Here is a 24,972-nt window from a genome sequence, read left to right as displayed (position 1 = left end):
AAGGAGGAAATATATGTTACATCCGTCATACAGTGATTTAATAGAGGTTGTAAACAGCGGCGGCATGCCCGGAGAAGAACCTGTTGTACAAAGCAGGTATTCGATAGTAATGGCAACTGCGAAAAGAGCAAGGCAGCTTATAGCTACAAAAATGCTTCTTTATAAAAAGCCGCTTTCTATTGCAATTGATGATTTATATAAACAGAGAGTGAAGATAGTCGCTGAGGGCGACATTGAAAAGTCTGAAGACAGTGCTGATGATAAAAATATTGCAGATGAAGGGCAGTAAATGAAAATTTGTCTTATATCCTTAGGCTGTGATAAAAACCTGGTGGATTCGGAGCATATGCTCGGGCTTGTGGCTGAAAGAGGGTATACCTATACTGATGATGAAAAGGAAGCAGATATTATAATAGTTAATACCTGCTGTTTTATACTTGATGCAAAACAGGAAAGTGTGGAAGCCATACTTGAAACGGCAAAACTTAAAAGAGAAGGAAAACTTAAAGCACTTATAGTAACAGGATGTATGGCACAGAGGTACCAGGATGAAATAAAGGAAGAAATACCTGAAGTTGATGCACTTTTAGGAACAAGCAGTTATGACAAAATAGCTGAAGTGATAGATAGTATTTTTTCAAAAATCCATTCAGCTAAAATTGATGAATTTCTCGATCTTAACAGACTTCCTGCGCTTTCAAAAAAAAGGTATCATTCTACCGGCGGATGTTATGCCTATCTTAAAATAGCCGAAGGTTGTGATAAGCACTGTACCTATTGTATAATACCGTCTTTAAGAGGAAATTACAGAAGTTATCCCATAGAGCTTTTGCTTGATGAAGCAAGACAGCTTGCAAATGACGGAATAAAGGAACTTATACTTGTAGCACAGGAAACTACCGTCTACGGTAAAGATATCTACGGATATAAGGCTCTGCCTAAACTTCTAAAAGAATTATGTGCAATTGAAGGTTTCAGATGGATAAGGATACTCTACTGTTATCCCGAGGAGATTGATGATGAGCTTATAGATGTTATGACAACTGAAAAAAAGGTATGCAGGTATCTTGATATACCTATACAACATTCATCCGATAAAATATTAAGACGTATGGGCAGAAAGACCAGCCGCAAAGATCTTGTAAATATAATTAACAGACTTAGAAAAGCAATGCCTGATATAATCCTTAGAACTACACTGATAACAGGATTTCCGGGTGAAGAAGACGAAGATATCAAGGAGCTTATAAGCTTTGTTAAAAAAATGAAATTTGAAAGACTTGGTGTTTTTTGTTATAGTATGGAGGAAGGTACTCCTGCTGCGGATTTTGATAATCAGGTTGATGATAATATAAAAGAGTCAAGGAAAAAGAAGATAATGAAGCTTCAGATGGATATATCAAAAAAACACTTAAAAAGCCTTATAGATTCCGAACTTGATGTTTTAATTGAAGGAAGGCTTATTGATGAGGATGTGTATGTAGGAAGAACATATATGGATACCCCCGGTGTTGACGGATATATTTTTATAAATTCAAAAGCTGTATATATGAATGGTGATTTTGTTAAGGCTAGAATTACCGGAGCGTCAGAATATGATCTTATAGGAGAGATATCATGAATCTGCCTAATAAGCTTACTGTATTAAGGGTTATAATGATCCCTTTCTTTATATTTTTTTTAATGTATAAGGAAGGAGAAGATGCAGGATTTAGAGTTGCCGCACTTACAATTTTTATAATTGCCGCACTTACTGATACACTTGACGGGATTATTGCCAGAAAATATAATCTTATAACAAATTTCGGGAAATTTATGGACCCTCTTGCGGACAAACTTCTTGTATGTTCAGCACTTATATGCCTTATACAGCTTAAACGTATAGATGCAATAATAGTTACAGTAATAATATCGAGAGAATTTATAATAAGCGGTTTCAGACTTGTAGCCTCAGACTCGGGAATTGTTATAGCCGCAGGTATTTGGGGAAAGATAAAGACGGTATCACAAATGCTTTGTATATGTCTTTTAATAATGGACATTGATACATTATCAAACTTTACAAATATAATGATATATGTGATGCTTGCACTTACTATAATATCATTAATTGATTATATAGTTAAAAATTATAAGGTTTTAAGTAAAGGAGGCATGTAATGGGAGATATGGTCAAAAGGCAGAAAATAATTAAGCTTTACGGAGTATCCGAGCATGAAGCTATAAATATTGTCGGTGATCTTACGGAAAATGAAGATGTAGATATAAAATTTATATCAAAAGATAATGAGACTCATATTGTAATTTGTGCCTCGGCAGATACTGAAGATGAAGCAAAAGCTATAATAAAGCCTGTAAGCAGGAATATCAAATCAAGATTTTCCGATATACAGTTAAATGAAAAAAATAGTATAAGCCTTGAAAAAACAATTGTTAAACTGCTTGAAAAACATGAACTTAGCATCTCAACTGCGGAATCCTGTACAGGAGGACTCCTTTCAGCAAGGCTTATAAATGTTCCTGGGGTTTCTGAAGTATTTAAAGAAGGTATTGTAACCTACACTAATAAATCCAAGAGAAAAAGGCTTGATGTAAGTAAGTCAACTCTGAAAAAATATGGTGCGGTAAGCAAACAGACTGCAAAGGAAATGGCTGAAGGGATAGCATTTAATTCAGACAGTGATGTTTCGCTTTCAATAACCGGTATTGCAGGACCTGACGGAGGTACTGATGAAAAACCGGTTGGACTTGTTTACATAGGCTTATATGTAAAAGGCAAGGTAATTTCTGAGGAATTTCATTTTTCCGGAAATCGCAGACAGGTAAGAGAACAGTCAGTTGAAGCTGCTTTAAATATGCTTTTAAAATATCTTGAAGAACATATATAGTGAAATTCAATTATGTATATTTATTTTGCAGCAGTATAAAAATTTATACTGTGATATTTTGCTTTTAATATAAAATATGGAGAATATCTATGAGATGGTATAAGAATTTATATATTTCAAAAGAAGCACAACCTGAAAGAAAAAATATTATAAAAAATATTAAAAGGAATAAAAGTGTACTTTTTGCTTATTTAATTATAATTGAAAATAACGATTCTAATAAAAATAAAGGTATTCTCACAATAGTGCACAGCATATTTTTTTTGAGAAATTATACCAAAAAAGATAATGTGATAATTATAGGTATTGCCTGTGGCAGAATGGATGCCTTTAGACTTGCCGGCAGTATAATTTATGAGGTCTATAATAAAACAGGAGGTTTTGATATAAAAAAATATATAGTATAATTACATTATAATCCATACTATATTTGAGGAGGAGATATGCTTTTGATATTATGGGGTATTTTAAAGGCAATAGGTATAGTTCTCCTATTTTTAATACTGCTTTTTATCTTAGTAATATTCTTGATTCTTTCAGTGCCTGTAAGGTATAAAATAAATTTTAAATATACAGACAGGGCTGACTGTTATATATGTGTAAGCTGGCTTGTGCATTTTATACATATAGAGTACAGCACTGCGGACGGAGCAGTTTTTAAGGTATGTGGTATTGGAATTTTAAAAAGAAAAAATAAATCTTTTATCTCTGACAGGGATAAGACAAATAAATCGGATAAAGCTGTTAAAACTAATGAAGATAGCAGAATACTTACTAGCTCCACCTTAGAAAAGACCGAAAATAATAAATGCGTATTAGAGAAAAATAAAGCAGACAAAAAAGTTATTCGAGAAAAACAAATCAAAAAGAAGATACCGGGCAGCAAACGGATTTCATTGTTTTATAAAATAAAATATATATTTTCACCCAGCAGGATATACAGAAAGCTTAAAAACAGGCTTACTGCCTTGTATAAGAAGGTCAAAAAGCAATTAATAAGGCTTGCAAACGGCAGTAAAAAGGCAAAAAAGAAGTTTTTAAGATTATTAAGTGATCAATCACTCCGTAGAGCGGTAAAAAAAATATTCAACGGGTTTTTAAAAATATCAGCCCATTGTCTTCCCATAAGTATAAACGGCTATATAAAATTCGGTACGGGAGATCCTTACTCTACCGGGAACATACTTAGATATACAGCACTTTGTATACCTTTATATAAAAATAAATTTGATGTAATACCGGTCTTTGATGAAAGTATTATAGAAACTGATACAAGGCTGAAAGGCAGGGTAAGTATACGTGTTATACTCGGTGTGATATCAAGGCTTTATTTTGACCGGGATGTAAAGAAATTGCTTAAGAAATTTTTATAAAATTATATTTAAACGGAGGTTTGGTCATGGATGAAAAATTAATATCTTCAATAAGTTCACTGTTTGACGGAATGGAGTTATTTATAAATACCAAGACTGTTGTAGGGGAGCCTATAAAAATTGATGATACTATAATTCTGCCGCTTGTAGATGTAACCTGCGGTATGGCAGCAGGCGGATTTGAAAAAAATGCACAATACAGCGGTGGAGGCGGTATGAACGCAAAAATGAGTCCTGCCGCAATTTTAATAATACAAAACGGCAGATCAAGGCTTGTAAATGTAAGAAATCAGGATGCGCTTTCAAAGATAATAGATCTTGTGCCTGAGTTTGTAAATAAATTTAAATCAAATAAGGATATTGATGAAGAAGCGGTTAAGAGGGCAAAAGCGGCAGTCAAATATGAATTTGACAAGGCAGGTTTAGAAAGCGGTGAAACAGAATCATAAAAAAACATGAATTTACTTTAACTTTCAGATTTTTGAAAATATTTAAATAGTTATTTGATTGTATGCCCGGTTTATTGCATTTTCATTATTTAAGTAATATTTATATTTGTGAAGTATGACACAATGTTTTAAAGTCCTGTATTATAATTTCTTATTACAATAAAAATGAATAAAAATACATAAAATGTATTGACAATATTGTTTATTAACGCTATACTACTACAAGTTGGTAGAATTCTTAACAACAGGAGATATTTTAATGGAAGATAAAAGAATTTCAAAGGCGGTTATTGCGAGGCTCCCAAGATATTACAGATATCTAGGTGAGATAAGTGAGGAAGGCATAGAACGCATCTCATCAAAGGAGCTCAGTGTCAGAATGAAAGTAACTGCCTCTCAGATAAGGCAGGACTTAAATAATTTCGGCGGCTTCGGTCAGCAGGGTTATGGATATAATGTAAAGTATCTTTACAATGAGATAGGAAAGATACTTGGTATTGACAGACAGCACAATCTTATAGTGATTGGTGCCGGAAATCTGGGAAATGCACTTACAAATTATACTAATTTTGAAAAGAGGGGGTTCGTAATTAAAGCGATGTTTGATGTAAAACCCCAGCTTATAGGAAAGGAAATCAGGAAAGTAAAGATCTACCACCTTGATACGCTTGAGGATTATATATCAAAACATCAGATTCAGATAGCTGTTTTAAGTATACCTAAAAATGAGGCGATTGCGGTGGCAAAAAGACTTGTAAACGCAGGAATAAAGGCGATACTGAATTTTGCACATACGGATCTTGAAGTGCCGGAAGATGTTATAGTCGAAAATGTCCATCTTTCAGATTTTCTTATGAAGCTTTCGTACAGGGTAAGCAGTCTTACTGAAAATCAATAAAAATTTCAACACTCTGCAGGTGCCGGGGTGCGGATAAGATATTTCCGCAGCCGGGCATTTTTATTATTTAATTTAATATTCTGTTAAAAACATAAATGTACGCAATATAAATCACCTTATGCAGCTTTAAGCATCTGTTATGTTTAAAATGATGTTTATATTTGTCTATGCGATACATTTGATATATTTAAGGAGAAAAAGTCATGTATGACTGTAAGATTTTAAAGCCTGAAGCTTTAAATATGATTCCTAAAAGAAAAAAAGATTCAAATAAAGGAAGCTTTAAAAAGCTGCTTATTATAGCAGGCTCAAAAGGTATGAGCGGAGCTGCTTATCTGTCAGCATATGCAGCCTACAGAACCGGAGCAGGTCTTGTAAATATATTTACACATGAAAGCAATCGACAGATATTGCAGAGCATGCTTCCCGAGGCTATTATTTCATCATATGATAAAGATGACTTTTCTGATAATTATAAAAATTTTATAATTAAAATCAACAGTATGTTGTCATGGGCAGATATCGCAGTAACAGGGCCGGGACTTGGTACTGAGGATTATGTATATACACTTGTAAAACAAGCTTTAATGCATAAAGCTATACCTATTGTAGTTGATGCGGATGCTTTAAATTGTATAGGAGCCAATACAGATTTATTGCAGTATTTACATAAGGATATTGTAATAACTCCTCATCCTAAGGAAATGTCAAGACTTACAGGCACTCCGACCGGACAAATTATAGAGGAGCCTTATAAAAGTGCTCTCAGTTATTCACTAAATAATAATGTTAATACTGTATTAAAACTGCACAATACACTGACTGTTTCATATGATGCACATATATATAAAAATATGTCAGGGACTCCCGCACTTGCAAAGGCAGGAAGCGGTGATGTGCTTACAGGTATTATAGCAGGTCTTTTTTGTGTAGGACTTGATATAGTAATGGCTGCGGCACTGGGTGTATATATACATGGGCTTGCAGGTACTGAGGCAGAAAAAAAATACGGTGAACATGGGGTGCTTGCAAGAGATACTATAGAATGTATACCTTCAGTTATGAAAATGACGGTATAAAAATCTAGAGGTAATATACCTATGAAGCTGTTGTAAGCATACATTATCCTGCTATAAATAGCAGCAAATTATTATAAAAACTATAAACCTGAGGCAGTAAATATGGTTAATTATAAAAGAGTAAGGGCATTGATTGCTCTTGATGTACTTGAAAATAATATAAAGGAAATTAAAAAACATATACCGCATGAAACCAAGATAGCAGGTGTAATTAAAGCTGACGGCTATGGGCATGGCGATATACCTGTGGCAAAAACCCTTGAAAATCTGGTCGATTTTTATGCGGTATCTACACTTAATGAAGCACTTAACCTGTACTATCATAATCTTTATAAGCCTATACTTGTGCTTGGTCCGCTTCCGGGAGATGATTACAGGGAGCTTGTTGAAAACAATATAAGAGCTACCGTATTTACCCTAAAGCAGGCACTAAGCATATCAAATGAAGCTAAAAAACAGTCAAGGATAGCTTATATACATATAGCCGTTGATACCGGTATGAATCGCATAGGTATAAAGGATAATGAAAACGGGGCAAAGCTTGTAAAACAGATTCATGATCTTGATTATATACAGGTAGAAGGTATATTCACACATATGTATGCGGCAGATGAAAGTAATACTGATTCTGCCTACGCCCAGCTAAGAAGATTTAAGAAGTTTTTATTTCTTCTGAAAAAACAGGGAATAGAACCCAGGATAAAACATATATCAAATTCTGCTGCTATAATCAGGAACATAGGAGATACTTATGATATGGTAAGAGCCGGAATTATAATGTACGGTATATCTCCCTCAGATGAAACCGGAGTAGGAAATATGGATATAAAGCCTATACTCAGCGTCAAATCAATGATTACATATGTTAAGTATATAGAAAAAGGTGAAACTGTAAGCTACGGCGGAGTTTATAAGGCTGATAAAAGAGTCAGAGTTGCCACTATACCTATAGGCTACGGGGACGGATATCCCAGAAGCTTAAGCAACAAGGGGTATGTACTTATAAATGGTAAAAGGGCTTATATACTTGGTAGGGTATGCATGGATCAGATGATGGTTGATGTAAGCTGTATACCTGATGCGGATATAGGTACCGAGGTTACAGTTATAGGACGGGACGGCTCTGAATTTATAAGTGTTGAAGCTCTTGCAAAGCTATGTGATAAATTCCCTTATGAACTGGTATGTGATTTAAGCAAGAGAATCCCAAGAATTTACACAAAAGGAGAGCTTGTTGTCGGGATCAAGGATTACACCAGAGATATGTACAGGGATTTTCTATACTAAATCTAATACGGACCTACCTTTTTATATGTATAACACTTGATTATAAATAAATCTTTATGTTAGAATACATATGTCGGGGTTCCGGCATCAATTTACTTAGGAGGAAACTTTTTATAGTCATGGAAGATGGAAACTCGTGGAGCAGATTGGTAATTTTTACGGCATTTATAATAATTGATTTTATTTTCTTTTCATTTGGATCGGCAATACAAAATTCTAATTCCACAAACCTGGAAAAAAGCATGGAAGAAGGTGATACTAAGGCAGGAAAAATCTTAAGGATTATAAATAGACCGGGTAAATTTGTAAATACCATTCAGATAGTATCCAATTTTATAGGATTTATAACGGGATGCTTCATAATAGGAGATCTTTCAAAAACATTATATAGAATTTTTAATATACAGACAAGTATATTGGAGATAATCATTAGACTTGCAATTATTGTAGCCATGGTGGCGATTACGGTAAGCTTCGGTATAGTAATACCTAAAAGACTTGCACTTAAAGAGCCTGAGAGATGGGCATATAGGATGGTCGGTGCCGTTTCACTGCTTATGTTTTTTATAACACCTGTAATATTTATTGTGAATACTCTTTCATTTGTAATACTTAAAATTTTAGGTATAGATATGGATAAACATGAAGACAATGTTACTGAAGAAGATATAATGAGTATGGTAAATGAAGGGCATGAACAGGGAATACTTGATTCAGGCGAAGCAAAAATGATAACCAATATATTTGAGTTGAATGACAAGGATGCTTCTGATGTCATGACGCATAGAAAAAATCTTGTATGTATAGACGGCGAAAGTTCTCTTAAAGAGGCGGTTGACTTTATGTTAAATGAGGGAAGTAATTCACGCTATCCGGTATATAAGGAAGATATAGATGATATAACAGGTATACTTAATATGAAGGATGCACTTATATATGCAAATAAAAGCAGTGGCAGATATTCACATATGAGCGTGAGTTCCATACCGAAACTTTTAAGACCTGTACACTTTATACCGGAAACAAGGAATCTTGATACGCTTTTTAAGGAAATGCAGTCAAAAAAGACACATATGGTAGTTGTAGTTGACGAATATGGGCAGACTGCCGGTCTTGTAACGATGGAAGATATACTTGAGGAAATAGTTGGAAACATTATGGATGAATATGATGTTGACGAAGAAATGATTATAAAAAACAAGGATGGCAGCTTTAATATACAGGGTATGGCGGATCTTGATGATGTTGCTGAGGCACTTGGTATAGAATTTGCTGAGGAGGAGGAAGAAAATTTTGATACCTTAAACGGTCTTATAATTTCAAAACTTGACCGTATACCTGCCGATGGAGAGAAGTTTCATGTTGATATGCATGGATGCAGATTCAGTGCAGTAAGGGTGGAAAATAAAATGATACACTCGCTTAAGGTGGAAAAGCTTAAAGCGGAAGGGGAAGATATGGATGAAAGACCCGGAAAAGAAGTTAAGAAACAATATAAAAATGAGTAAATATAATAAAATATCATTTTCTGTTTTTTCAGATATGATTAAAGATATTTCCTTTTTAAAACGTATGCTTGGGATAGCTGTACCTGTTACATTGCAAAATCTGCTGAATATGATAGTAAATATGCTTGATACTATTATGATAGGCAGTCTGGGTACTGGTGCTATTGCTGCCGTAGGTCTTGGAAATAAGGTGTATTTTGTATTTGCACTTTTAGTTTTCGGCATATCAAGCGGTACGGGTCTTCTGTCTGCACAGTACTGGGGCAATAAGGATGTAAAGAGCATAAGAAAGGTTTTAGGTATTGGGCTTTTAACAGCAGTAAGTGCTTCTTTTATATTCAGTGCAGCAGCATTTTTTATACCTGAAATACTTATGAAAATATTTACAGAATCACCTGAAACTGTAAATATTGGAATTTCGTATCTTACAATAGTATGTTTTTCATATCCTTTTACAGCTGTAACTAATATACATGTTTATGCACTTCGTGCAACCGGACAGGTTACAATACCTGTAATAACAAGTATAAGTGCTATAATTATAAATATAACTGCAAACTATATGCTTATATTCGGAAATTTCGGTATGCCTGCATTAGGAGTGCAGGGAGCCGCATATGCAACACTTATTGCGAGAGCTGCTGAATGTATTGCAGTACTTTTGATTATAAGGCTTAAGAAATCGCCTCTTGTATGTTCACTTAAAGAAATGTTTAGCTTCGGAAACAATATATTCAGACAGTTTCTGGTAAATTCAACTCCTGTGATTGCAAATGAACTTATGTGGGGACTTGGAATTACCATATATTCGATAGCTTATGGGCGTATGGGAGACAATGCGGTTGCTGCCGTAACTGTTGCAACGACATTTACGGATATAACACTTACAGTATTTATGGGTCTTGCAGCGGCAAGTGTGGTAATACTGGGAAATGAAATGGGAGCCGACCATCTTGAAAAGGCAAAAAAATACGCTTCATATTTTTATATCCTTTCTGTCCTAATGGGGGTATTTGCGTCAATAATATGTCTTTTGGCAGGTGAACGCTACTCATTTATGTTTAATATAAGTGATAAGGTAAGACATGATGTAGTAATATGCTTTTTAATGCATGCATTTTTGCAGCCGTTTGTAGGTATGAGTACTGTAAACCTTGTGGGAATATTAAGAAGCGGAGGCGATACCAAAGCAAGCTTTTTAATTGATATAAGCGGAGTATGGCTTATAGGAGTACCTCTTGCTTTTATAGGGGGGCTTGTTTTAAAAGTACCGGTTTATATAGTATATGCGATGGTAACAAGTGAGGAAATATACAAGACGATTTTAGGTTATATAAGATACAGGAAATACAAATGGCTTAAAAATCTTACTACTGAATTAAACTGATTAAAACAATAAAAACAAAAAGGATTTTATAAAATTTATTAAAAGGAGAATATATGTCAGGACATTCAAAATTTGCAAATATAAAACATAAAAAAGAAAAAAATGATGCTGCAAAGGGTAAAATTTTTACCATTATAGGCAGAGAGATAGCTGTTGCGGTAAAGGAGGGAGGTCCTGATCCAAACAATAATTCAAAATTAAGAGATGTGATAGCAAAAGCAAAAGCAAATAATGTGCCTAATGATACAATAGAAAGGGGTATTAAAAAGGCAGCCGGGGATGTATCAGCGGTAAATTATGAACATAATACCTATGAAGGCTACGGTCCTTCGGGTGTTGCTATAATAGTTGAGACACTTACCGACAATAAAAATCGTACCGCTGCAAATGTGCGCTCCGCTTTTACAAAAGGTTGCGGTAATGTCGGGGCACAGGGCTGTGTATCATATATGTTTGATAAGAAAGGGCAGATTATAATAGATAAATCGGAAGTTGACATGGAAACTGATGAACTTATGCTGCTTGTGCTTGATATGGGAGCGGATGATTTTATAGTTGAGGATGACAGTTATGAAATCCTTACATCACCTGATGATTTTGGGGCTGTAAGAGAGGCTGTTGAAAAAGCAGGGATACCTATGGTTGATGCGGAAATCACGATGATTCCACAAAATAAAGTTGTTTTAAGTGATGAGAATGATATTAAAAATATGAACCGCATAATAGAACTTTTAAACGCTGAAGATGATGTACAGGCAGTATATCACAGTTGGGATGAATAAAAAAATATATATTTGCATTAAATTTGTATAGGAGGGTACAAGTGTGAAAAAATTTTTAACTATATTTATTTTATTATTGTTATCAGGTATTCCGCTTATAAGTTGTTTAGATGTATATGCTGACAATATACCTGATTTTGTAAAAAAAGAGGCCTATGAAATATTAAATGATCCGGCTTATATAGGTAAAAGTGTAACTGCAAAGGTTAATGTAGACCAAAACGGCAATTATATAAAGCATGAGATTGAAATAGAAAATCCTGAAAGATATGCTATGTCGAAAGCTGCAGTGGCTGCTGCAGCCGATGATTTTTACAACAGATATATAGAGGGCAAAATTCCTGAAGGCAGTGAAGACTGGCGATTTAAAAGAGAAATGGAAATAATCAAATTCATGGTGTCAAATATAGATTATGCTGCAGCCAGACGTAATGCAAATGCCAATATTGATGAAGACTTTTCGGCATATGGTGCACTTATAAATCATGAAGCGGTATGCGACGGATATACTAAATGTTTTAATGTGCTTGCAAAACGCTGTGGTCTTGAATCCATTAAAGTAGCGGGAAATGGACATTCATGGAATATAGTAAAGCTGGATGACGGAAATTATTATCATGTTGATGTATCATGGGAAGATCCTACAATAGATGGGCAGCCAAATAAAATATACGGCTATGATAAACTTCTAAATAACTATATAAATCTTACATCAGAAAAAATCAAAGCAATAGGTGGACAAAGTCATTCTTCATGGGATGATACAACGCATGAATGTAATTCTGATATATACGGTACTGACAAGGTAAACAGATACTTTCAGGGGATAAAATAGTCGATATTTTATGAAATAACTTAATATTCTTTTAAAGCTATTTTTACATAAAAAATTAAAATAATTACAGATGACTTAAATTTTAAAATATAATAAAGTTATATGGAGGTATTATTTTAAAAATGAGCGGAATCAGTAAAAAAGCAATATTTATACTGAAATCAGGCATTCTTACAGTTCTTCCCATTCTTTTGCTTAATGCCTGTACAGGAAGTTCTGTAAATGCAGGTTCAGGCGGTTTGACCGAACAGGTACAAAAAGGTGGAGACCCTGCACAGCCGGCAGCTGTGCCTTCACAAACCATTGCATCGGATAAAACAAATAATAATTCAGGCTCACAGGATATAACAAATCTACAGGAAAATCCTGCCGCCTTATCTGCTGCTGAAAATACTGAATCTGAAAAAAGCAGCGAGGAACTTGAGAGTGAAAAACAGAGCATTGAAGAGGTTGTAAAAGATTCTCTAAAAAAAAGAGACTGGCTCTTTAAAGAAGAACAAAATGATTGGGAGAATGAAAATCTAAAACAGGTAGATTTTAAAAAAGCATCCGACTATAATTATCTGGGAGTGGGGCATTACAATGATATTGATAATAAAATCAGAGATGCCTATATACCTTATGGAGGAAGTGTAAATCTTTCTCCGGGAATTATAGGAGGAGGCAGTCATGGAGTACATATAACTGTCGGAGTAAATGCCGCTGATGATGTCTCAGGAAATCTTGATGCTTCACGAAACAGGCTTAACAGAATATATCCCGGACTGAAAACAGGTAAAAATATATCAATTGACGGTGAAAAAATAGAGTATTTTAAATATTATGATACCGGAAAGAGAGACGATATAACATATAAATATTATGGAATAATCTATACAAAACAGCTTTCAGATCAGAGATATATTACTGCCGATATAATAATAACGCCTAAGCTTTTTGACTCAGATTCGCAAAAACTGCTTGAAGAAATAAAAAAAGCTTATGGTATAGATTTTAAAAATGTAAATGATAATACCGGTGATAAATGGATAAAATAAACGCAGAATATATAGTACAGTCAGTCAGGAAATACAAATTAAAAATTATAAATACTTAAAAACAAAAAAGAAAAATTTAAATTTCTATTTTCTGTCTGCAATGTACTTCAACAATATAATAGACAAATCAGTAAATTTATATTATTATAAGAGATACAGGTATATGTACATATACCTGTATAATTTTTGGAGATTTACATATGGCACTTGAAGAGATTTATGAAAAACTCGGTATTTCAAAAAGAGTGTTTGAACTGGGCAATAAAGCTGAGAAAGCTTTGGAAAAAAGATTCAGAAATATTGATACAATCTGTGAGCATAACCAGCTTAAAGTTATATATGCTATGCATGAACACAAAGTCAGTGAGATGCATTTCGGGACAAGTACGGGGTACGGATATGATGATGTAGGCAGAGATAATCTTGAAAAAGTATATGCAGAGGTGTTTAAAGGAGAAGATGCACTGGTACGTCCTCAAATTATAAGTGGAACACATGCTCTAAACCTTGCTCTTTTCGGAAATTTAAGACCCGGAGATGAACTTTTATCCCCGGCAGGAAAACCATATGATACACTTGAAGGTGTTATAGGTATTAGAAGTTGCAGAGGCTCCCTTGCGGAATATGGTATAACATATAAACAGGTAGAGCTGCTGCCCGACGACACATTTGATTATGACAAAATCAAAAAATGTATATCAAAAAAAACCAGACTTATTACAATCCAGCGTTCTAAGGGGTACTCGGACAGACCTACATTTTCAGTTGAACAGATTGGAGAGTTAATAGGATTTATAAAAACATTAAAACCTGATGTTATATGTATGGTTGATAACTGTTATGGTGAATTTGTTGAAGAAAAAGAGCCTATTGAAGCAGGTGCCGATATGATAGTAGGATCCCTTATAAAAAATCCGGGAGGAGGACTTGCTCCTACAGGAGGTTATATAGCAGGTTCTCACAGCTGTATTGAAAATGCGGCATACAGACTTACCGCACCAGGACTTGGGAAAGAAGTAGGAGCAAGTCTTGGAGTAAACAGAAGCTTCTATCAAGGACTTTTTATGGCTCCGTCAGTTACCGCAGCCGCATTAAAAACAGCTGTATATGCAGCATATATTTATGAAAATCTTGGTTTTAAATGCCATCCTACAGCTGAACAAAAAAGACATGATATAATACAGGCAATTACATTAAAAACGGCTGATGCGGTTAAAGCTTTCTGCTTCGGAATTCAGGCTGCCGCACCTGTTGACGGACATGTAATCCCTCAACCATGGGATATGCCGGGTTACAGCTCGCAGGTCATAATGGCGGCAGGGGCATTTATTTCCGGAGCTTCTATTGAACTTAGTGCAGATGCTCCTATGAGAGAACCATATAATGTATATTTTCAAGGAGGACTTACCTGGCAACATGGTAAATTCGGAATATTAAATTCAATTCAGAAGCTTTGTGAAAATAATATAATTACAGTATAAATATTACAATTAACCTTGACCGTACATGGAGAGCTGCGGAAAGGGAATTAAATGAACATAATAAATACAGGTATAAAGGATATGCCAAGTGATGAAAGACCCTATGAGAGATGTCTTGAGTTCGGACCTTCATCACTTACCGATGCCGAACTTCTTGCCGTAATTTTGCGTACAGGCACTAAAAATTTGAATTCAGTTGCACTTGCAAATCATATACTGAATTTATCAGGACCTGCCAAAGGAATAACATGTCTTATGCACAAAAGCTATGATGAATATATAAAGATAAACGGTATAGGCAAGGTAAAGGCAGTACAGCTTTTATGCATAGGTGAACTTGCAAAAAGGATATGGAAAAGAGAGGCGGCTATAAAAGCGGTCTGTTTTAACAGCCCGGCAAATTGTGCCGGATATTATATGCAGGATATGCGTCATCTTGAGCAGGAGGAATTAAGACTTGCCTATCTTGACACAAGGCAGAGACTTATAAGCGATTCTCTTATCACAATAGGTACAGTGAACGCATCGCTTATATCAGTAAGAGAAGTGCTTATAGATGCACTTAAACATCAGGCGGTAAACGTTATAATGATACATAACCACCCAAGCGGAAATCCGAGCCCGAGTGATGATGACAGAAAAGTTACGGAGATAGTGGCAAATGGATGTAAAAGCGTCGGTATTTATTTAAACGACCATATAATAATAGGAGATAATATATATCACAGTTTTAGAGAACAGGGAAACTTATGAAGGAACTAAAGGACAACAGGCTCATACTTATGGCATTGAGTCTTGTCTGTATTATAACTATCGGTATAACAACAGTAAAGGATTCATGGCTTCTGCCCCTTCGTACAGGTGTAGGCTATATACTTATGCCTGTGCAGGCAGGAGTAAATATAGCAGGCAGGGCTATATATAACAATATTGAAGAAAATAAAAAGTTAAGAACGGTTCTTGATGATAATGAAAAATTAAACGCAAGAATAAATGAACTTTTAATGGAAAACACAAGGCTTGCTGCAGACAGCCGTGAGCTTAAAAGGCTGAGAGAACTTTATAAATTAAGTGATGAATATAATAAATACCACATGGTAGGAGCAAGAATAATTGCAAAGGATTCAGTAGGATGGTTTCAGGTGTTCAGGATAGATAAGGGAGCACTTGACGGGATAAAGGCTGATATGAATGTCCTTGCGGACGGAGGACTTGTAGGTATAGTAACTGATGTCGGTTCAAATTATGCTACCGTGCGTTCCATAATAGATGATGTAAGCAGAGTAAGTGCCATGACCTTAAATTCAAATGAAAACTGTATAGTTGCAGGCGATCTTCAGCTTTATGAACAGGGAAAACTGAGGTTGAATGATATAAGGCAGGGTGCCGATATAAAGGATGGGGACAAAATTGTTACTTCAAATATAAGCAGAAAATTTCTGCCCGGCATACTTATAGGTTATGCTTATGATATAGCTCCCGATCCGAATATGCTTACTAAAAGCGGATATCTTGTACCTGTTGCAAGTTTTGATACTCTTCAGGAGGTCCTTATAATAACTGAACTAAAGGAAGATTATCTAAACGATAATAATGATAATACACAGCCTGCAGATAACTAGGAAGCAATTATTAAATTATCATTAGAAAATTATTTAAAGGAATTAATAAAATAATGAGACGAATTATTATTAATACCACAATTATATTAATAGCTTTTGCAATTCAGAATTGTGCTTTTCCATTTATACCGTTCTTATCGGCTGCACCGAATCTTATGATAATATTTGTATTCACATGCAGTTTTATATACGGTCAAAGAGAGGGCATGTTTTACGGTTTTATAACGGGGGTACTTATGGATCTGTTTTATAGCGGACCATTTGGTTTTTTTACAATAATTTTCGTATGGATAGGCTATGTAAACGGAACTTTGTCAAAGTATTTTTATGAGGACTATATAGTTCTGCCGCTTGCAATATGTTCAGTCAATGAAATCGTATATAATCTATTTATTTTTATTTTCAGGTTTTTTGTAAGAGGGAAAGCAGATTTTTTATATTATTTCAGGATCATTATATTGCCTGAAATGATAATAACTCTGCTTTTTACGTTATTTTTGTACAGATTTTTACTGGCATACAATAGAAAACTTGAAGAGATTGATATAAAACGAGGTCAAAAAGTTGCTTAGGGATTTTTTAGAAATTTTAAATGATTTAAGAAAAAAAATACTTTCATCAAGAATTATAATGCTTATTATAATTCACTCAATACTTGTATTTATACTTGCTGCAAAGCTTTTTAATCTCCAACTTGTAAAAGGTAGAGATTTCCAGGAACAATATGTTCAGAAAACTGAGAAAAAAGTGCTTCTGCCTGCTTCAAGAGGAAATATCTATGACAGAAACGGTAATCTACTTGCCTATAACGAGCTTGCTTATGGAGTTACTATAATGGAAACCGGATACTATAATACTAACGGCTTAAATCTTATGGTACTTAGACTTGTAAGGCTTCTTGAAAAACATGGTGAGCATATAAACGTTACAGTGCCGATTGAAATTGATACTGACGGAAATTATGAATTTACATTTTCTACCGATATTGCAAAAAAGAGATTTTTAAGAGATTTTTACGGTCTTAAATCAATAGATGAACTTGATAAAAATGATAAAACAAAATCGGATATAACTGCCTATGAACTTATAGAGCGTGCAAATGCACGTTACCGGCTAAATGATATGAAGGATGAACACGAAAATGCTGTTGAAATTTCGCAGCAGGAAAACCTTAATATTATAAATATACGATACGCAATGGCAGGAAGCCGTTATCATAGATATACGCCGACAAATATAGTTAAAAATATCTCGGAAGACACAAAAACCGATATACTTGAAAATACGGGAAACCTTATAGGTGTTGAAATTGAAACTGAAATAAACCGTGTTTATAATGACAGTATATATTTTTCATCAGTTGTAGGTTATATAGGTAAAGTACAGGGAGACAGACTTGAAGAATTAAAAAAAGATAATCCTGAGTTTGAAGACGATGATAATGTAGGCATTATAGGCGTTGAACAAAGTATGGAATCAGAGCTTAGGGGAACTAAGGGAAGCAAAACAATGATAGTGGATTATCTCGGACATATAATGGTAGTAAGCTATGAAACTCCGGCAATATCGGGAAATAATGTCTACCTTACTATAGACAGGGAGCTTCAGATAGGAACCTACCATCTTGTAGAACAGCAGCTTGCAGGAATACTCGCAAGCAAGCTTGATATTGCTGATGATCCAAATACTGATAAAACTGATTCAACTGAAAGAAAAATACCTATTAAAAATGCATATTTTCAGCTTATAAACAATGATGTACTCTCAATGGATGCATTTTCAAGAGCCGATGCTTCAGACATAGAAAAAGGTATATTTGATAAATTCACTCAATATCGTCAAAAAAGCATGGATGAAATACGTGCAGAGCTTATAAGTCCTGATGCAAGAATTATGAACATGCTTGAGTCTGATAAAAAAGCCTTTATGTATTACCTTTATGAAACAATAGCAAACAGTTCACAGAAGCTTATAGTAGACGAAAAGATTGATACAAATGCTGATTATTATCTTAAATGGAAGGCTGATGAGATAAGTTTAAGAGACTTTTTATATGCAGGTATTTCAAACAGCTGGATAGATACAAGCAAGCTGAATATAAACAGCAAATATTCAAATGCTGATGATATCTATATCGCACTTATTGACTATGCACTGGGGCTTATGAAGGATGATAAGGAATTTTCAAAGCTCATATATAAATATATGATAAAACAGGGAAGTGTTACAGGGCGGGAACTTTGCCTATCACTTTATTATCAGGGAATTCTTAATTATGATGAGGCGGCTATAAATGCACTGAGCTCAAGTGGTGAAAATTATGCTTTTAATTTTATGATAGACAAGATCAAAAGAATTGAAATAACTCCTGCACAGCTTGCTCTTGAACCATGTACCGGCGGAGCGGTGGTTGTAGATACAAATACGGGTGAGATTAAAGCACTTGTTTCATATCCAGGATATGACAGCAACAAGCTTGTAAACAGTATTGACAATACATATTTTGCAAAGCTTTTAACTGATCAGTCCCAGCCTCTTTACAACAATGCAACTCAGGCAAAGAAGGCTCCCGGTTCAACATTTAAGCCTATAGTTGCTGTTGCAGGTATTGAAGAAAATGTGATATCTCCTTATGACACGGTTGACTGTACCGGTAATTACGATATAATAACTCCTCCTATAAAATGCTGGATATATCCTGGGCACCATGGAAAGCTTAATGTGGTCGGAGCTATACAAAATTCATGTAACTTTTATTTTGTTGACATAGGGCATAGGCTCTCACTGCAAAACAATGGTGAGTATAGTGCAGAGCTTGGACTTTCAAGACTCAGGAAATATGCTTCACTTTTTGGACTTGACCACAAATCGGGAGTTGAACTTGTTGAGACGGAGCCGGAAATTTCAAATGAAAATCCCGAGCCGTCAGCCATAGGTCAGGGAACTCATTCATTTGCAAATGTTCAGCTTGCCCGTTATGTTGCGGCAGTTGCAAGCCGTGGCAATGTTTTTGAACTAAGTGTAGTTAATAAGATTACAGACGGAGGCGGAATAATTTTAAAGGATTATTCACCTAATATATCTTCACATATAGATATAAAAGATTCCACATGGGAATATGTACATGAGGGAATGAAGGGTGTGGTTGAAAACGGTTCCGCAAAAAATGTCTTTAAAGATCTTAAAGTTTCAGTTGCCGGAAAGACGGGAACGGCACAGGAATCTAAAACAAAGGCGAACCATGCTTTCTTTATATCCTTTGCCCCTTATTCAAAACCTGAGATAGCTGTAACTGTAAATATACCTTTCGGTTACTCGTCATCAAATGCTGCAGCCGTTGCAAAAAATATTTATAAACTGTATTTCGGATTTTCAACCCTTGAAGAAATTGAAAATTCTGAAGCAGCCAGAGTGTTTGACATAAGACGTGAGGATTAAATCTAATATACAATATTAAAAGTTAAATCAAATATTTTTAATCCCGATCTAAAAATATTTGATAAAAAAAGTAAATAAAAACCTCTTTAAAAATAAGTAAAAAAATCAATAAATGTAAAAATTTCTGAACTATTGATAAAAATACTAAAAAATAAAAAAAATACTGGATTTTTGTTTAAATTTAAGTTAAAATGAGGTAAAGGCATTTTATGTTTGATAAATACAATTTAAAAAACTACAATTTCAGATGTGTTATATATGTTATTTTGCTTAACATAATAGGCATACTGGTTATTTCGAGTGCAAGCAATAGAGATATGGCACTTGTAAACAAACAGCTTATGGGGATGGGCATAGGTGTATGTATTATGTTCATACTCTCTTTTATCCCTTATGATAAAATTCTGAAATTTGCCATACCTATATATATGCTGTGCATACTTGTACTTCTTATGGTTCTTATACTTGGAACTTCAAGAGGTGTTGCAAGAAGGTGGATTGTTGTACCTGTTATAGGAAAACTTCAGCCCTCGGAATTTGCAAAGGGAGGACTGGTAATGTTTTTTGCATGGTTTTTGAGTAAATATAAGGATAATATTAATAATATTTTTTTCCTTATAGGACTTGGAGCGATAGCAGCCGTTCCTTTTGCGCTTGTTGCCATGCAGCCTGATCTTTCAACAACCCTTATACTTGTTGTTTCTATTTTATGCATGATATATGTCGCAGGTATAAACTATAAATGGATATTTGGTACTATAGCTGTATTAGTGCCCGGTTTATTCATTTATATAGAGCTTTTTAAAAGGGAACTTGTTCCATCTTTTTTAAGAGGTTACCAACTGAAAAGAATACTGAGCTTTATAGATAAAGCACATTTCGCCGATGATAATATGCAGCAGGATAATTCTATAATGGCAATTGGTTCAGGTCAGCTGTTCGGAAAAGGGCTAAATAATGATACCCTTGCATCTGTTAAAAGGGGAAATTACCTGCTTGAGGAACAGACGGACTTTATTTTTGCTGTGGTCGGTGAGGAGCTTGGTTTTATAGGCTGTATGGTAGTTATTCTGCTGCTGTCATTTGTAGTATATGAGTTTTTATACATGGCAATGAAAGCAAAAGATATGCAGGGAAGGCTCTTATGTGCAGGATTTGCCGGAGTTTTGTCTTTTCAGTTTTTTACAAACATTGCGGTTGCTACAGGCATCTTTCCAAATACAGGGCTCCCGCTTCCTTTTATAAGTTACGGGGTAAGCTCGCTGCTTAGCATGTATATATGGGCAGGTGTTGCACTTAATGTGGGACTGCAGAAAAACAACAGAATACGTTAAATGGATATGCCTGAAATCGCATGTAAACGGCACAAAGTGCCTGCGGTTTTCGCATGGAAAACATTTAATAAGTGCTTTCCATAATATAAAAATCAAAAATTTAGGAGGCGCAATATTATGAATATCGGTTTAATAGCTCATGATGCTAAGAAAAAACTCATGCAAAATTTCTGTATAGCATATAGAGGAATACTCTCAAAGCATAAGTTATATGCAACCGGAACTACCGGCAGGCTGGTTGAAGAGGTTACAAACCTGAACATACACAGGTATTTGGCAGGGCATCTGGGAGGGGAACAGCAGATAGGTGCACAAATTGAACATGATAATATTGATCTTGTGATTTTTTTGCGAGACCCATTTACCCCTAAAACACATGAACCTGATGTAAACAATATTGTAAGGCTGTGTGATACGCACAACATCCCGCTTGCCACAAATCTTGCAACGGCTGAATTACTTATAAAGGCAATGGAAAGAGGGGATTTTGAATTCAGAAATGTATATAGAAAAGGATAATATAAAAAAATTTTTAAAGGTAAAAAAACAGCGTAAATACAAAAAGCTTATTCTGCTGCTTTTTCTGACCGGTACAGTTATAGCAGCAAGCTTATCGGCAGTTGTATTTATGTACTTTACTTCAGTGCCTAAGGCTGATTATGTGCTAAAAAACAGATTTACACATTTTTATAGTACTGATGACAATCAATTATACTGTCCGGCATTTGCAAGAAATCTCGCAGTTGTTGATGCAGACAGCTCAGAGGCACAGAATTTTCCGCCGGGAGCCGGGCTTATATGCCGGGTTGGCGGTGAAAGAAGTTTGTTTTCAAAAAACGCTTTTAAAAAAATGCAGCCTGCCAGCATAACTAAAATAATGACTGCACTTGTTGCACTTAAATATGGTAATTTAAGTGATGAGGTTGTTGTAGGTGAGGAAGTATATGTCAATGAAAAAGGGACCAGTATGGCAGGTCTTAATCCCGGAGACAGACTTACACTTGAACAGCTTTTGTACGGTATGTTGCTGCCCTCAGGAAACGATGCCGCAAAGGCAATAGCGGTACATGTCGGAGGGACGCAGGAGCATTTTGTTGAAATGATGAACCAGGAAGCTCAGGCACTGCTTGCTGTTGATACGCATTTTACGAATCCGCACGGTTTAAGTGATGATGAGCATTATACTACTGCATATGATCTATATTTGATTTTTAATGAGGCTATAAAATATCCTGAATTTAGGACTGTTGCAGGAAGTAAGGAATACAAAGGGCAGTATCTGGATAAAACCGGAAATACCGTATCCGCTTTATGGAAAAACAGCAATGTTTATTTAAAGGATGCATCAGAGCTTGATGCCGAAATGACACAGGCAGTTAAGCTTAACCCGGGGATATCAATTTTTGCAGGAAAAACCGGTACCACGGCAGCTGCCGGCAAATGCCTTATAGTAGGTAGCTCATATACCGACGGCAGTGAGTACATAGCTGTGGTGCTGAAAGCAGATGTAAATACTGCCGACTCGTTATACAAAAATATGAGCAGGCTGCTTAACAAAATAGCCAATTAGTATTGAAGTTTTAGTAAAAACACCTTATAATACAACTATAATTCACTTCAAGGAGGTCAAATACATGGTTCAGATAATTGCAGGCAGAAAGGGAAAAGGGAAAACCAAATTTCTTCTGGATAAGGCAAATGAAGCGATTAAAAATGCAGATGGTTCTGTTGTTTATCTTGATAAAAGTTCAAAGCATATGTATGAGCTTAACAATAAAATAAGGCTTATTAATGTAAGCGATTATCCTATAGATTCGCCGGAGGGCTTCATTGGTTTTATTTCAGGAATTATTTCACAGGATAGAGATCTTGAAAGTCTTTTTTTAGACAGTTTTCTTAAGGTTGCGGCACTTGAGGGTGAAGATATGACCTCAACAATTGATATTCTTGAAAAAATCAGTGAAAAATACAAGATTCATTTTATACTAAGCGTTTCAGCAGATAAAGAGGAACTGCCTGAAAGTGTCAAAAAAAATGTTATTATCGCCCTGTAAGAGATTTTTGTATTTGCTGTTAGACAGCTCTTGCATGAGCTGTCTAACATTTATTTGAAAAGGGTTTAACTGTGGCAGGACAAAATAAAGTAATCAAGTATAGAAAGCCTATAAGGATAAACGTAGGCGTGCTGATTTTTGTTATTATGTTTATATATATGTGTTTCTTCGTTTATTCATACTTAAGCCATAAAGCTGTTTATTTTTATGAAGTAACTGAAGGAGCTATAGTAGATGACACAGAATATACAGGGCTTATATTGAGAAGTGAAGAAGTTCAGTCCGCACCTGAATCCGGATATATAAATTATTTTATAAGAGAGGGAAGAAGGGTCCCTAATGGATCTAATATATATTCTCTTGACAGTTCAAATAATGTAAAACAATATCTTGAAGAGGATGCAGCATCAAGTTTTACTTTGAGCGAAAGCAATTTAAAATCAATTAAACGAGAACTGTCAGAGTTTTCGCTTTCATATAATGACTTGGATTTTTCTATGGTATATGATGCAAAAGCTTCGATTTCAGCAAATATATCCGAGTTTACAAGTACGGATACACTTAATTCATTCAGTGAGATGGCACAGTCGGGAAATACAACATATGTAGTTGAAAAAGCACCCTCCACAGGCGTTATATCATTTATAGTTGATTCTTATGAGGGTAGGGGCGAAGATAGTCTTACTTCTGAAGATTTTAATAAAGCACAGTACCAGCCTAAAATTATTAAATCCGGTGAGCTTGTGGCGGCAGGGACTCCGATATATAAGATTATAAACTCTGAAAATTGGTATGTTTATTTTAAGCTTACTGATGAGGATAAAAAAAGGTTTGAAGGAAAAAATGTTTTAAATGTTGAATTTCAAGGCAGTGATTTTGAATTTTCCGGAAGCTATTCTGAATTGACAGGAAGTGATGGTGCTTCATATGGAAAAATTGCATTTAATAAATTTATGATTCAATATGAAAATGAAAGATTTGTTAATTTCCGTATTAAGTCAGACAATGAGACCGGATTAAAAATCCCGCTAAGCTCAGTTGTTGAAAAGCAGTTTTATAAAATCCCGAAGTCCTACACTACCAAGGGAGGAAATAGTGTAAAAACAGGATTTAATAAAGAAGTTTATGATGAAAACGGTGCTTCAATTGTTTTTGTGCCTGCTGTAATTTACTATTCTGATGATGATTTTGTATATATTGAAGCTCTTTCTTCAGAAGGAGGTGCATTACAGCAAAATTCCGGTGATTTCCTAAAATCAGGAGATAATATTGTAATGCCTGAAAGTACAGCAGGAGAGAAATTTCAGATAGGAGAAACAGCACCGCTTAAAGGCGTTTACTACATAAATAAAGGTTTTGCAGTATTTAAACATATTGAAATCATTGCTTCAAATGATGAATATTTAATTATAAAGAAAAATACTGAGTATGGTCTTTCAGTGTATGATCATATATTAATTGATACTTCAAAATACAGCGAAGGGGATTTTATATATTAAAAAACATTGATTGACTGTAAG

At 34.8% G+C, this 24,972-nt stretch carries 25 protein-coding genes; all 25 read left to right on the top strand.

The genetic code is table 11. The annotated features are described in order from the left end of the window. The first annotated feature begins 13 nt into the window (after positions 1 to 13). On the top strand, positions 14 to 289 hold the full coding sequence (locus tag HMPREF9333_RS04370) for a DNA-directed RNA polymerase subunit omega (RefSeq protein WP_005540092.1): 276 nt from the start codon (positions 14 to 16) through the stop codon (positions 287 to 289). Next, positions 290 to 1,621, top strand: coding sequence for a 30S ribosomal protein S12 methylthiotransferase RimO (gene rimO / locus HMPREF9333_RS04365; RefSeq protein ID WP_005540090.1), 1,332 nt, complete (start codon positions 290 to 292; stop codon positions 1,619 to 1,621). Beyond that, entirely contained in the window at positions 1,618 to 2,160 is a 543-nt protein-coding gene (pgsA, locus tag HMPREF9333_RS04360; protein WP_005540088.1) for a CDP-diacylglycerol--glycerol-3-phosphate 3-phosphatidyltransferase, read from the top strand. The genes rimO and pgsA overlap by 4 nt, the downstream gene beginning before the upstream one ends. Beyond that, positions 2,160 to 2,888: a nicotinamide-nucleotide amidohydrolase family protein gene (locus HMPREF9333_RS04355; protein WP_005540086.1), complete on the top strand. Its 729-nt coding sequence runs from the start codon at positions 2,160 to 2,162 to the stop codon at positions 2,886 to 2,888. Before pgsA ends, HMPREF9333_RS04355 begins: the two co-directional genes overlap by 1 nt. An 89-nt stretch (positions 2,889 to 2,977) precedes the next feature. Further along, a complete protein-coding gene (locus HMPREF9333_RS04350) occupies positions 2,978 to 3,295 on the top strand; it encodes a hypothetical protein (RefSeq protein ID WP_005540085.1) in 318 nt (105 codons plus the stop codon). 36 nt (positions 3,296 to 3,331) lie between these two features. Continuing rightward, on the top strand, positions 3,332 to 4,261 hold the full coding sequence (locus tag HMPREF9333_RS04345) for a DUF2953 domain-containing protein (RefSeq protein WP_005540083.1): 930 nt from the start codon (positions 3,332 to 3,334) through the stop codon (positions 4,259 to 4,261). Between the two features lie 26 nt (positions 4,262 to 4,287). Beyond that, complete coding sequence (locus HMPREF9333_RS04340) at positions 4,288 to 4,710, top strand: GerW family sporulation protein (RefSeq protein WP_005540082.1); 423 nt, start codon at positions 4,288 to 4,290, stop codon at positions 4,708 to 4,710. 259 nt (positions 4,711 to 4,969) lie between these two features. Beyond that, positions 4,970 to 5,608, top strand: coding sequence for a redox-sensing transcriptional repressor Rex (locus HMPREF9333_RS04335; protein ID WP_040882176.1), 639 nt, complete (start codon positions 4,970 to 4,972; stop codon positions 5,606 to 5,608). Positions 5,609 to 5,811: 203 nt separating this feature from the next. Next, positions 5,812 to 6,687 (top strand): NAD(P)H-hydrate dehydratase, encoded by an 876-nt coding sequence (locus HMPREF9333_RS04330; protein WP_005540079.1) that lies wholly within the window; start codon positions 5,812 to 5,814, stop codon positions 6,685 to 6,687. A gap of 102 nt (positions 6,688 to 6,789) precedes the next feature. After that, on the top strand, positions 6,790 to 7,974 hold the full coding sequence (alr, locus tag HMPREF9333_RS04325; protein WP_005540077.1) for an alanine racemase: 1,185 nt from the start codon (positions 6,790 to 6,792) through the stop codon (positions 7,972 to 7,974). A 119-nt stretch (positions 7,975 to 8,093) separates the two neighbouring features. Then, positions 8,094 to 9,482 (top strand): hemolysin family protein, encoded by a 1,389-nt coding sequence (locus tag HMPREF9333_RS04320; RefSeq protein ID WP_040882175.1) that lies wholly within the window; start codon positions 8,094 to 8,096, stop codon positions 9,480 to 9,482. Beyond that, positions 9,475 to 10,869 carry an MATE family efflux transporter gene (locus HMPREF9333_RS04315; RefSeq protein WP_408611219.1) on the top strand — a complete coding sequence of 465 codons (1,395 nt, stop codon included), beginning with the start codon at positions 9,475 to 9,477 and terminating at the stop codon, positions 10,867 to 10,869. Before HMPREF9333_RS04320 ends, HMPREF9333_RS04315 begins: the two co-directional genes overlap by 8 nt. A 53-nt stretch (positions 10,870 to 10,922) precedes the next feature. Next, a complete protein-coding gene (locus HMPREF9333_RS04310; protein WP_005540071.1) occupies positions 10,923 to 11,651 on the top strand; it encodes a YebC/PmpR family DNA-binding transcriptional regulator in 729 nt (242 codons plus the stop codon). 43 nt (positions 11,652 to 11,694) lie between these two features. Beyond that, on the top strand, positions 11,695 to 12,486 hold the full coding sequence (locus HMPREF9333_RS04305; RefSeq protein ID WP_005540069.1) for a hypothetical protein: 792 nt from the start codon (positions 11,695 to 11,697) through the stop codon (positions 12,484 to 12,486). Between the two features lie 122 nt (positions 12,487 to 12,608). Continuing rightward, a complete protein-coding gene (locus HMPREF9333_RS04300; RefSeq protein ID WP_005540067.1) occupies positions 12,609 to 13,523 on the top strand; it encodes a hypothetical protein in 915 nt (304 codons plus the stop codon). Positions 13,524 to 13,723: 200 nt separating this feature from the next. Further along, entirely contained in the window at positions 13,724 to 15,004 is a 1,281-nt protein-coding gene (locus HMPREF9333_RS04295) for a methionine gamma-lyase family protein (protein WP_005540065.1), read from the top strand. 51 nt (positions 15,005 to 15,055) lie between these two features. After that, complete coding sequence (gene radC / locus HMPREF9333_RS04290) at positions 15,056 to 15,757, top strand: RadC family protein (RefSeq protein WP_005540063.1); 702 nt, start codon at positions 15,056 to 15,058, stop codon at positions 15,755 to 15,757. Further along, complete coding sequence (gene mreC, locus HMPREF9333_RS04285) at positions 15,754 to 16,626, top strand: rod shape-determining protein MreC (RefSeq protein ID WP_005540060.1); 873 nt, start codon at positions 15,754 to 15,756, stop codon at positions 16,624 to 16,626. Before radC ends, mreC begins: the two co-directional genes overlap by 4 nt. A 53-nt stretch (positions 16,627 to 16,679) precedes the next feature. Next, positions 16,680 to 17,198, top strand: coding sequence for a rod shape-determining protein MreD (mreD, locus tag HMPREF9333_RS04280; protein ID WP_005540059.1), 519 nt, complete (start codon positions 16,680 to 16,682; stop codon positions 17,196 to 17,198). Beyond that, positions 17,191 to 20,064, top strand: a complete 2,874-nt coding sequence (locus tag HMPREF9333_RS04275; RefSeq protein ID WP_005540057.1) for a penicillin-binding transpeptidase domain-containing protein — start codon at positions 17,191 to 17,193, stop codon at positions 20,062 to 20,064. The genes mreD and HMPREF9333_RS04275 overlap by 8 nt, the downstream gene beginning before the upstream one ends. A gap of 209 nt (positions 20,065 to 20,273) precedes the next feature. Further along, positions 20,274 to 21,398: an FtsW/RodA/SpoVE family cell cycle protein gene (locus tag HMPREF9333_RS04270; RefSeq protein ID WP_005540055.1), complete on the top strand. Its 1,125-nt coding sequence runs from the start codon at positions 20,274 to 20,276 to the stop codon at positions 21,396 to 21,398. A 117-nt stretch (positions 21,399 to 21,515) separates the two neighbouring features. Further along, a complete protein-coding gene (locus tag HMPREF9333_RS04265) occupies positions 21,516 to 21,917 on the top strand; it encodes a methylglyoxal synthase (protein ID WP_005540053.1) in 402 nt (133 codons plus the stop codon). Next, on the top strand, positions 21,886 to 22,968 hold the full coding sequence (locus HMPREF9333_RS04260) for a D-alanyl-D-alanine carboxypeptidase family protein (protein ID WP_242822311.1): 1,083 nt from the start codon (positions 21,886 to 21,888) through the stop codon (positions 22,966 to 22,968). Before HMPREF9333_RS04265 ends, HMPREF9333_RS04260 begins: the two co-directional genes overlap by 32 nt. Positions 22,969 to 23,032: 64 nt before the next feature. Next, positions 23,033 to 23,452 (top strand): hypothetical protein, encoded by a 420-nt coding sequence (locus tag HMPREF9333_RS04255; RefSeq protein ID WP_005540049.1) that lies wholly within the window; start codon positions 23,033 to 23,035, stop codon positions 23,450 to 23,452. A 71-nt stretch (positions 23,453 to 23,523) separates the two neighbouring features. Next, positions 23,524 to 24,951 carry an HlyD family efflux transporter periplasmic adaptor subunit gene (locus tag HMPREF9333_RS04250; protein WP_005540047.1) on the top strand — a complete coding sequence of 476 codons (1,428 nt, stop codon included), beginning with the start codon at positions 23,524 to 23,526 and terminating at the stop codon, positions 24,949 to 24,951. Positions 24,952 to 24,972: the final 21 nt, after the last annotated feature.

It is taken from the genome of Johnsonella ignava ATCC 51276 (assembly GCF_000235445.1).
Lineage (GTDB): Bacteria > Bacillota > Clostridia > Lachnospirales > Lachnospiraceae > Johnsonella > Johnsonella ignava.
The sequence above is the reverse complement of the archived record's forward strand: the minus strand, read 5'-3'. Positions and strand labels throughout refer to the sequence as shown.

What these genes read in the sequence shown, in the direction of transcription:
- mreC (WP_005540060.1), top strand. Translation starts at nt 15,754, where the DNA reads ATGAAGGAACTAAAGGACAACAGGCTCATACTTATGGCATTGAGTCTT.
- HMPREF9333_RS04335 (WP_040882176.1), top strand. Translation starts at nt 4,970, where the DNA reads ATGGAAGATAAAAGAATTTCAAAGGCGGTTATTGCGAGGCTCCCAAGA.
- HMPREF9333_RS04355 (WP_005540086.1), top strand. Translation starts at nt 2,160, where the DNA reads ATGGGAGATATGGTCAAAAGGCAGAAAATAATTAAGCTTTACGGAGTA.
- HMPREF9333_RS04320 (WP_040882175.1), top strand. Translation starts at nt 8,094, where the DNA reads ATGGAAGATGGAAACTCGTGGAGCAGATTGGTAATTTTTACGGCATTT.
- HMPREF9333_RS04350 (WP_005540085.1), top strand. Translation starts at nt 2,978, where the DNA reads ATGAGATGGTATAAGAATTTATATATTTCAAAAGAAGCACAACCTGAA.
- HMPREF9333_RS04255 (WP_005540049.1), top strand. Translation starts at nt 23,033, where the DNA reads ATGGTTCAGATAATTGCAGGCAGAAAGGGAAAAGGGAAAACCAAATTT.
- HMPREF9333_RS04295 (WP_005540065.1), top strand. Translation starts at nt 13,724, where the DNA reads ATGGCACTTGAAGAGATTTATGAAAAACTCGGTATTTCAAAAAGAGTG.
- HMPREF9333_RS04310 (WP_005540071.1), top strand. Translation starts at nt 10,923, where the DNA reads ATGTCAGGACATTCAAAATTTGCAAATATAAAACATAAAAAAGAAAAA.
- HMPREF9333_RS04370 (WP_005540092.1), top strand. Translation starts at nt 14, where the DNA reads ATGTTACATCCGTCATACAGTGATTTAATAGAGGTTGTAAACAGCGGC.
- HMPREF9333_RS04315 (WP_408611219.1), top strand. Translation starts at nt 9,475, where the DNA reads ATGAGTAAATATAATAAAATATCATTTTCTGTTTTTTCAGATATGATT.
- HMPREF9333_RS04300 (WP_005540067.1), top strand. Translation starts at nt 12,609, where the DNA reads ATGAGCGGAATCAGTAAAAAAGCAATATTTATACTGAAATCAGGCATT.
- radC (WP_005540063.1), top strand. Translation starts at nt 15,056, where the DNA reads ATGAACATAATAAATACAGGTATAAAGGATATGCCAAGTGATGAAAGA.
- mreD (WP_005540059.1), top strand. Translation starts at nt 16,680, where the DNA reads ATGAGACGAATTATTATTAATACCACAATTATATTAATAGCTTTTGCA.
- HMPREF9333_RS04330 (WP_005540079.1), top strand. Translation starts at nt 5,812, where the DNA reads ATGTATGACTGTAAGATTTTAAAGCCTGAAGCTTTAAATATGATTCCT.
- rimO (WP_005540090.1), top strand. Translation starts at nt 290, where the DNA reads ATGAAAATTTGTCTTATATCCTTAGGCTGTGATAAAAACCTGGTGGAT.
- HMPREF9333_RS04265 (WP_005540053.1), top strand. Translation starts at nt 21,516, where the DNA reads ATGAATATCGGTTTAATAGCTCATGATGCTAAGAAAAAACTCATGCAA.
- pgsA (WP_005540088.1), top strand. Translation starts at nt 1,618, where the DNA reads ATGAATCTGCCTAATAAGCTTACTGTATTAAGGGTTATAATGATCCCT.
- HMPREF9333_RS04340 (WP_005540082.1), top strand. Translation starts at nt 4,288, where the DNA reads ATGGATGAAAAATTAATATCTTCAATAAGTTCACTGTTTGACGGAATG.
- HMPREF9333_RS04345 (WP_005540083.1), top strand. Translation starts at nt 3,332, where the DNA reads ATGCTTTTGATATTATGGGGTATTTTAAAGGCAATAGGTATAGTTCTC.
- alr (WP_005540077.1), top strand. Translation starts at nt 6,790, where the DNA reads ATGGTTAATTATAAAAGAGTAAGGGCATTGATTGCTCTTGATGTACTT.
- HMPREF9333_RS04270 (WP_005540055.1), top strand. Translation starts at nt 20,274, where the DNA reads ATGTTTGATAAATACAATTTAAAAAACTACAATTTCAGATGTGTTATA.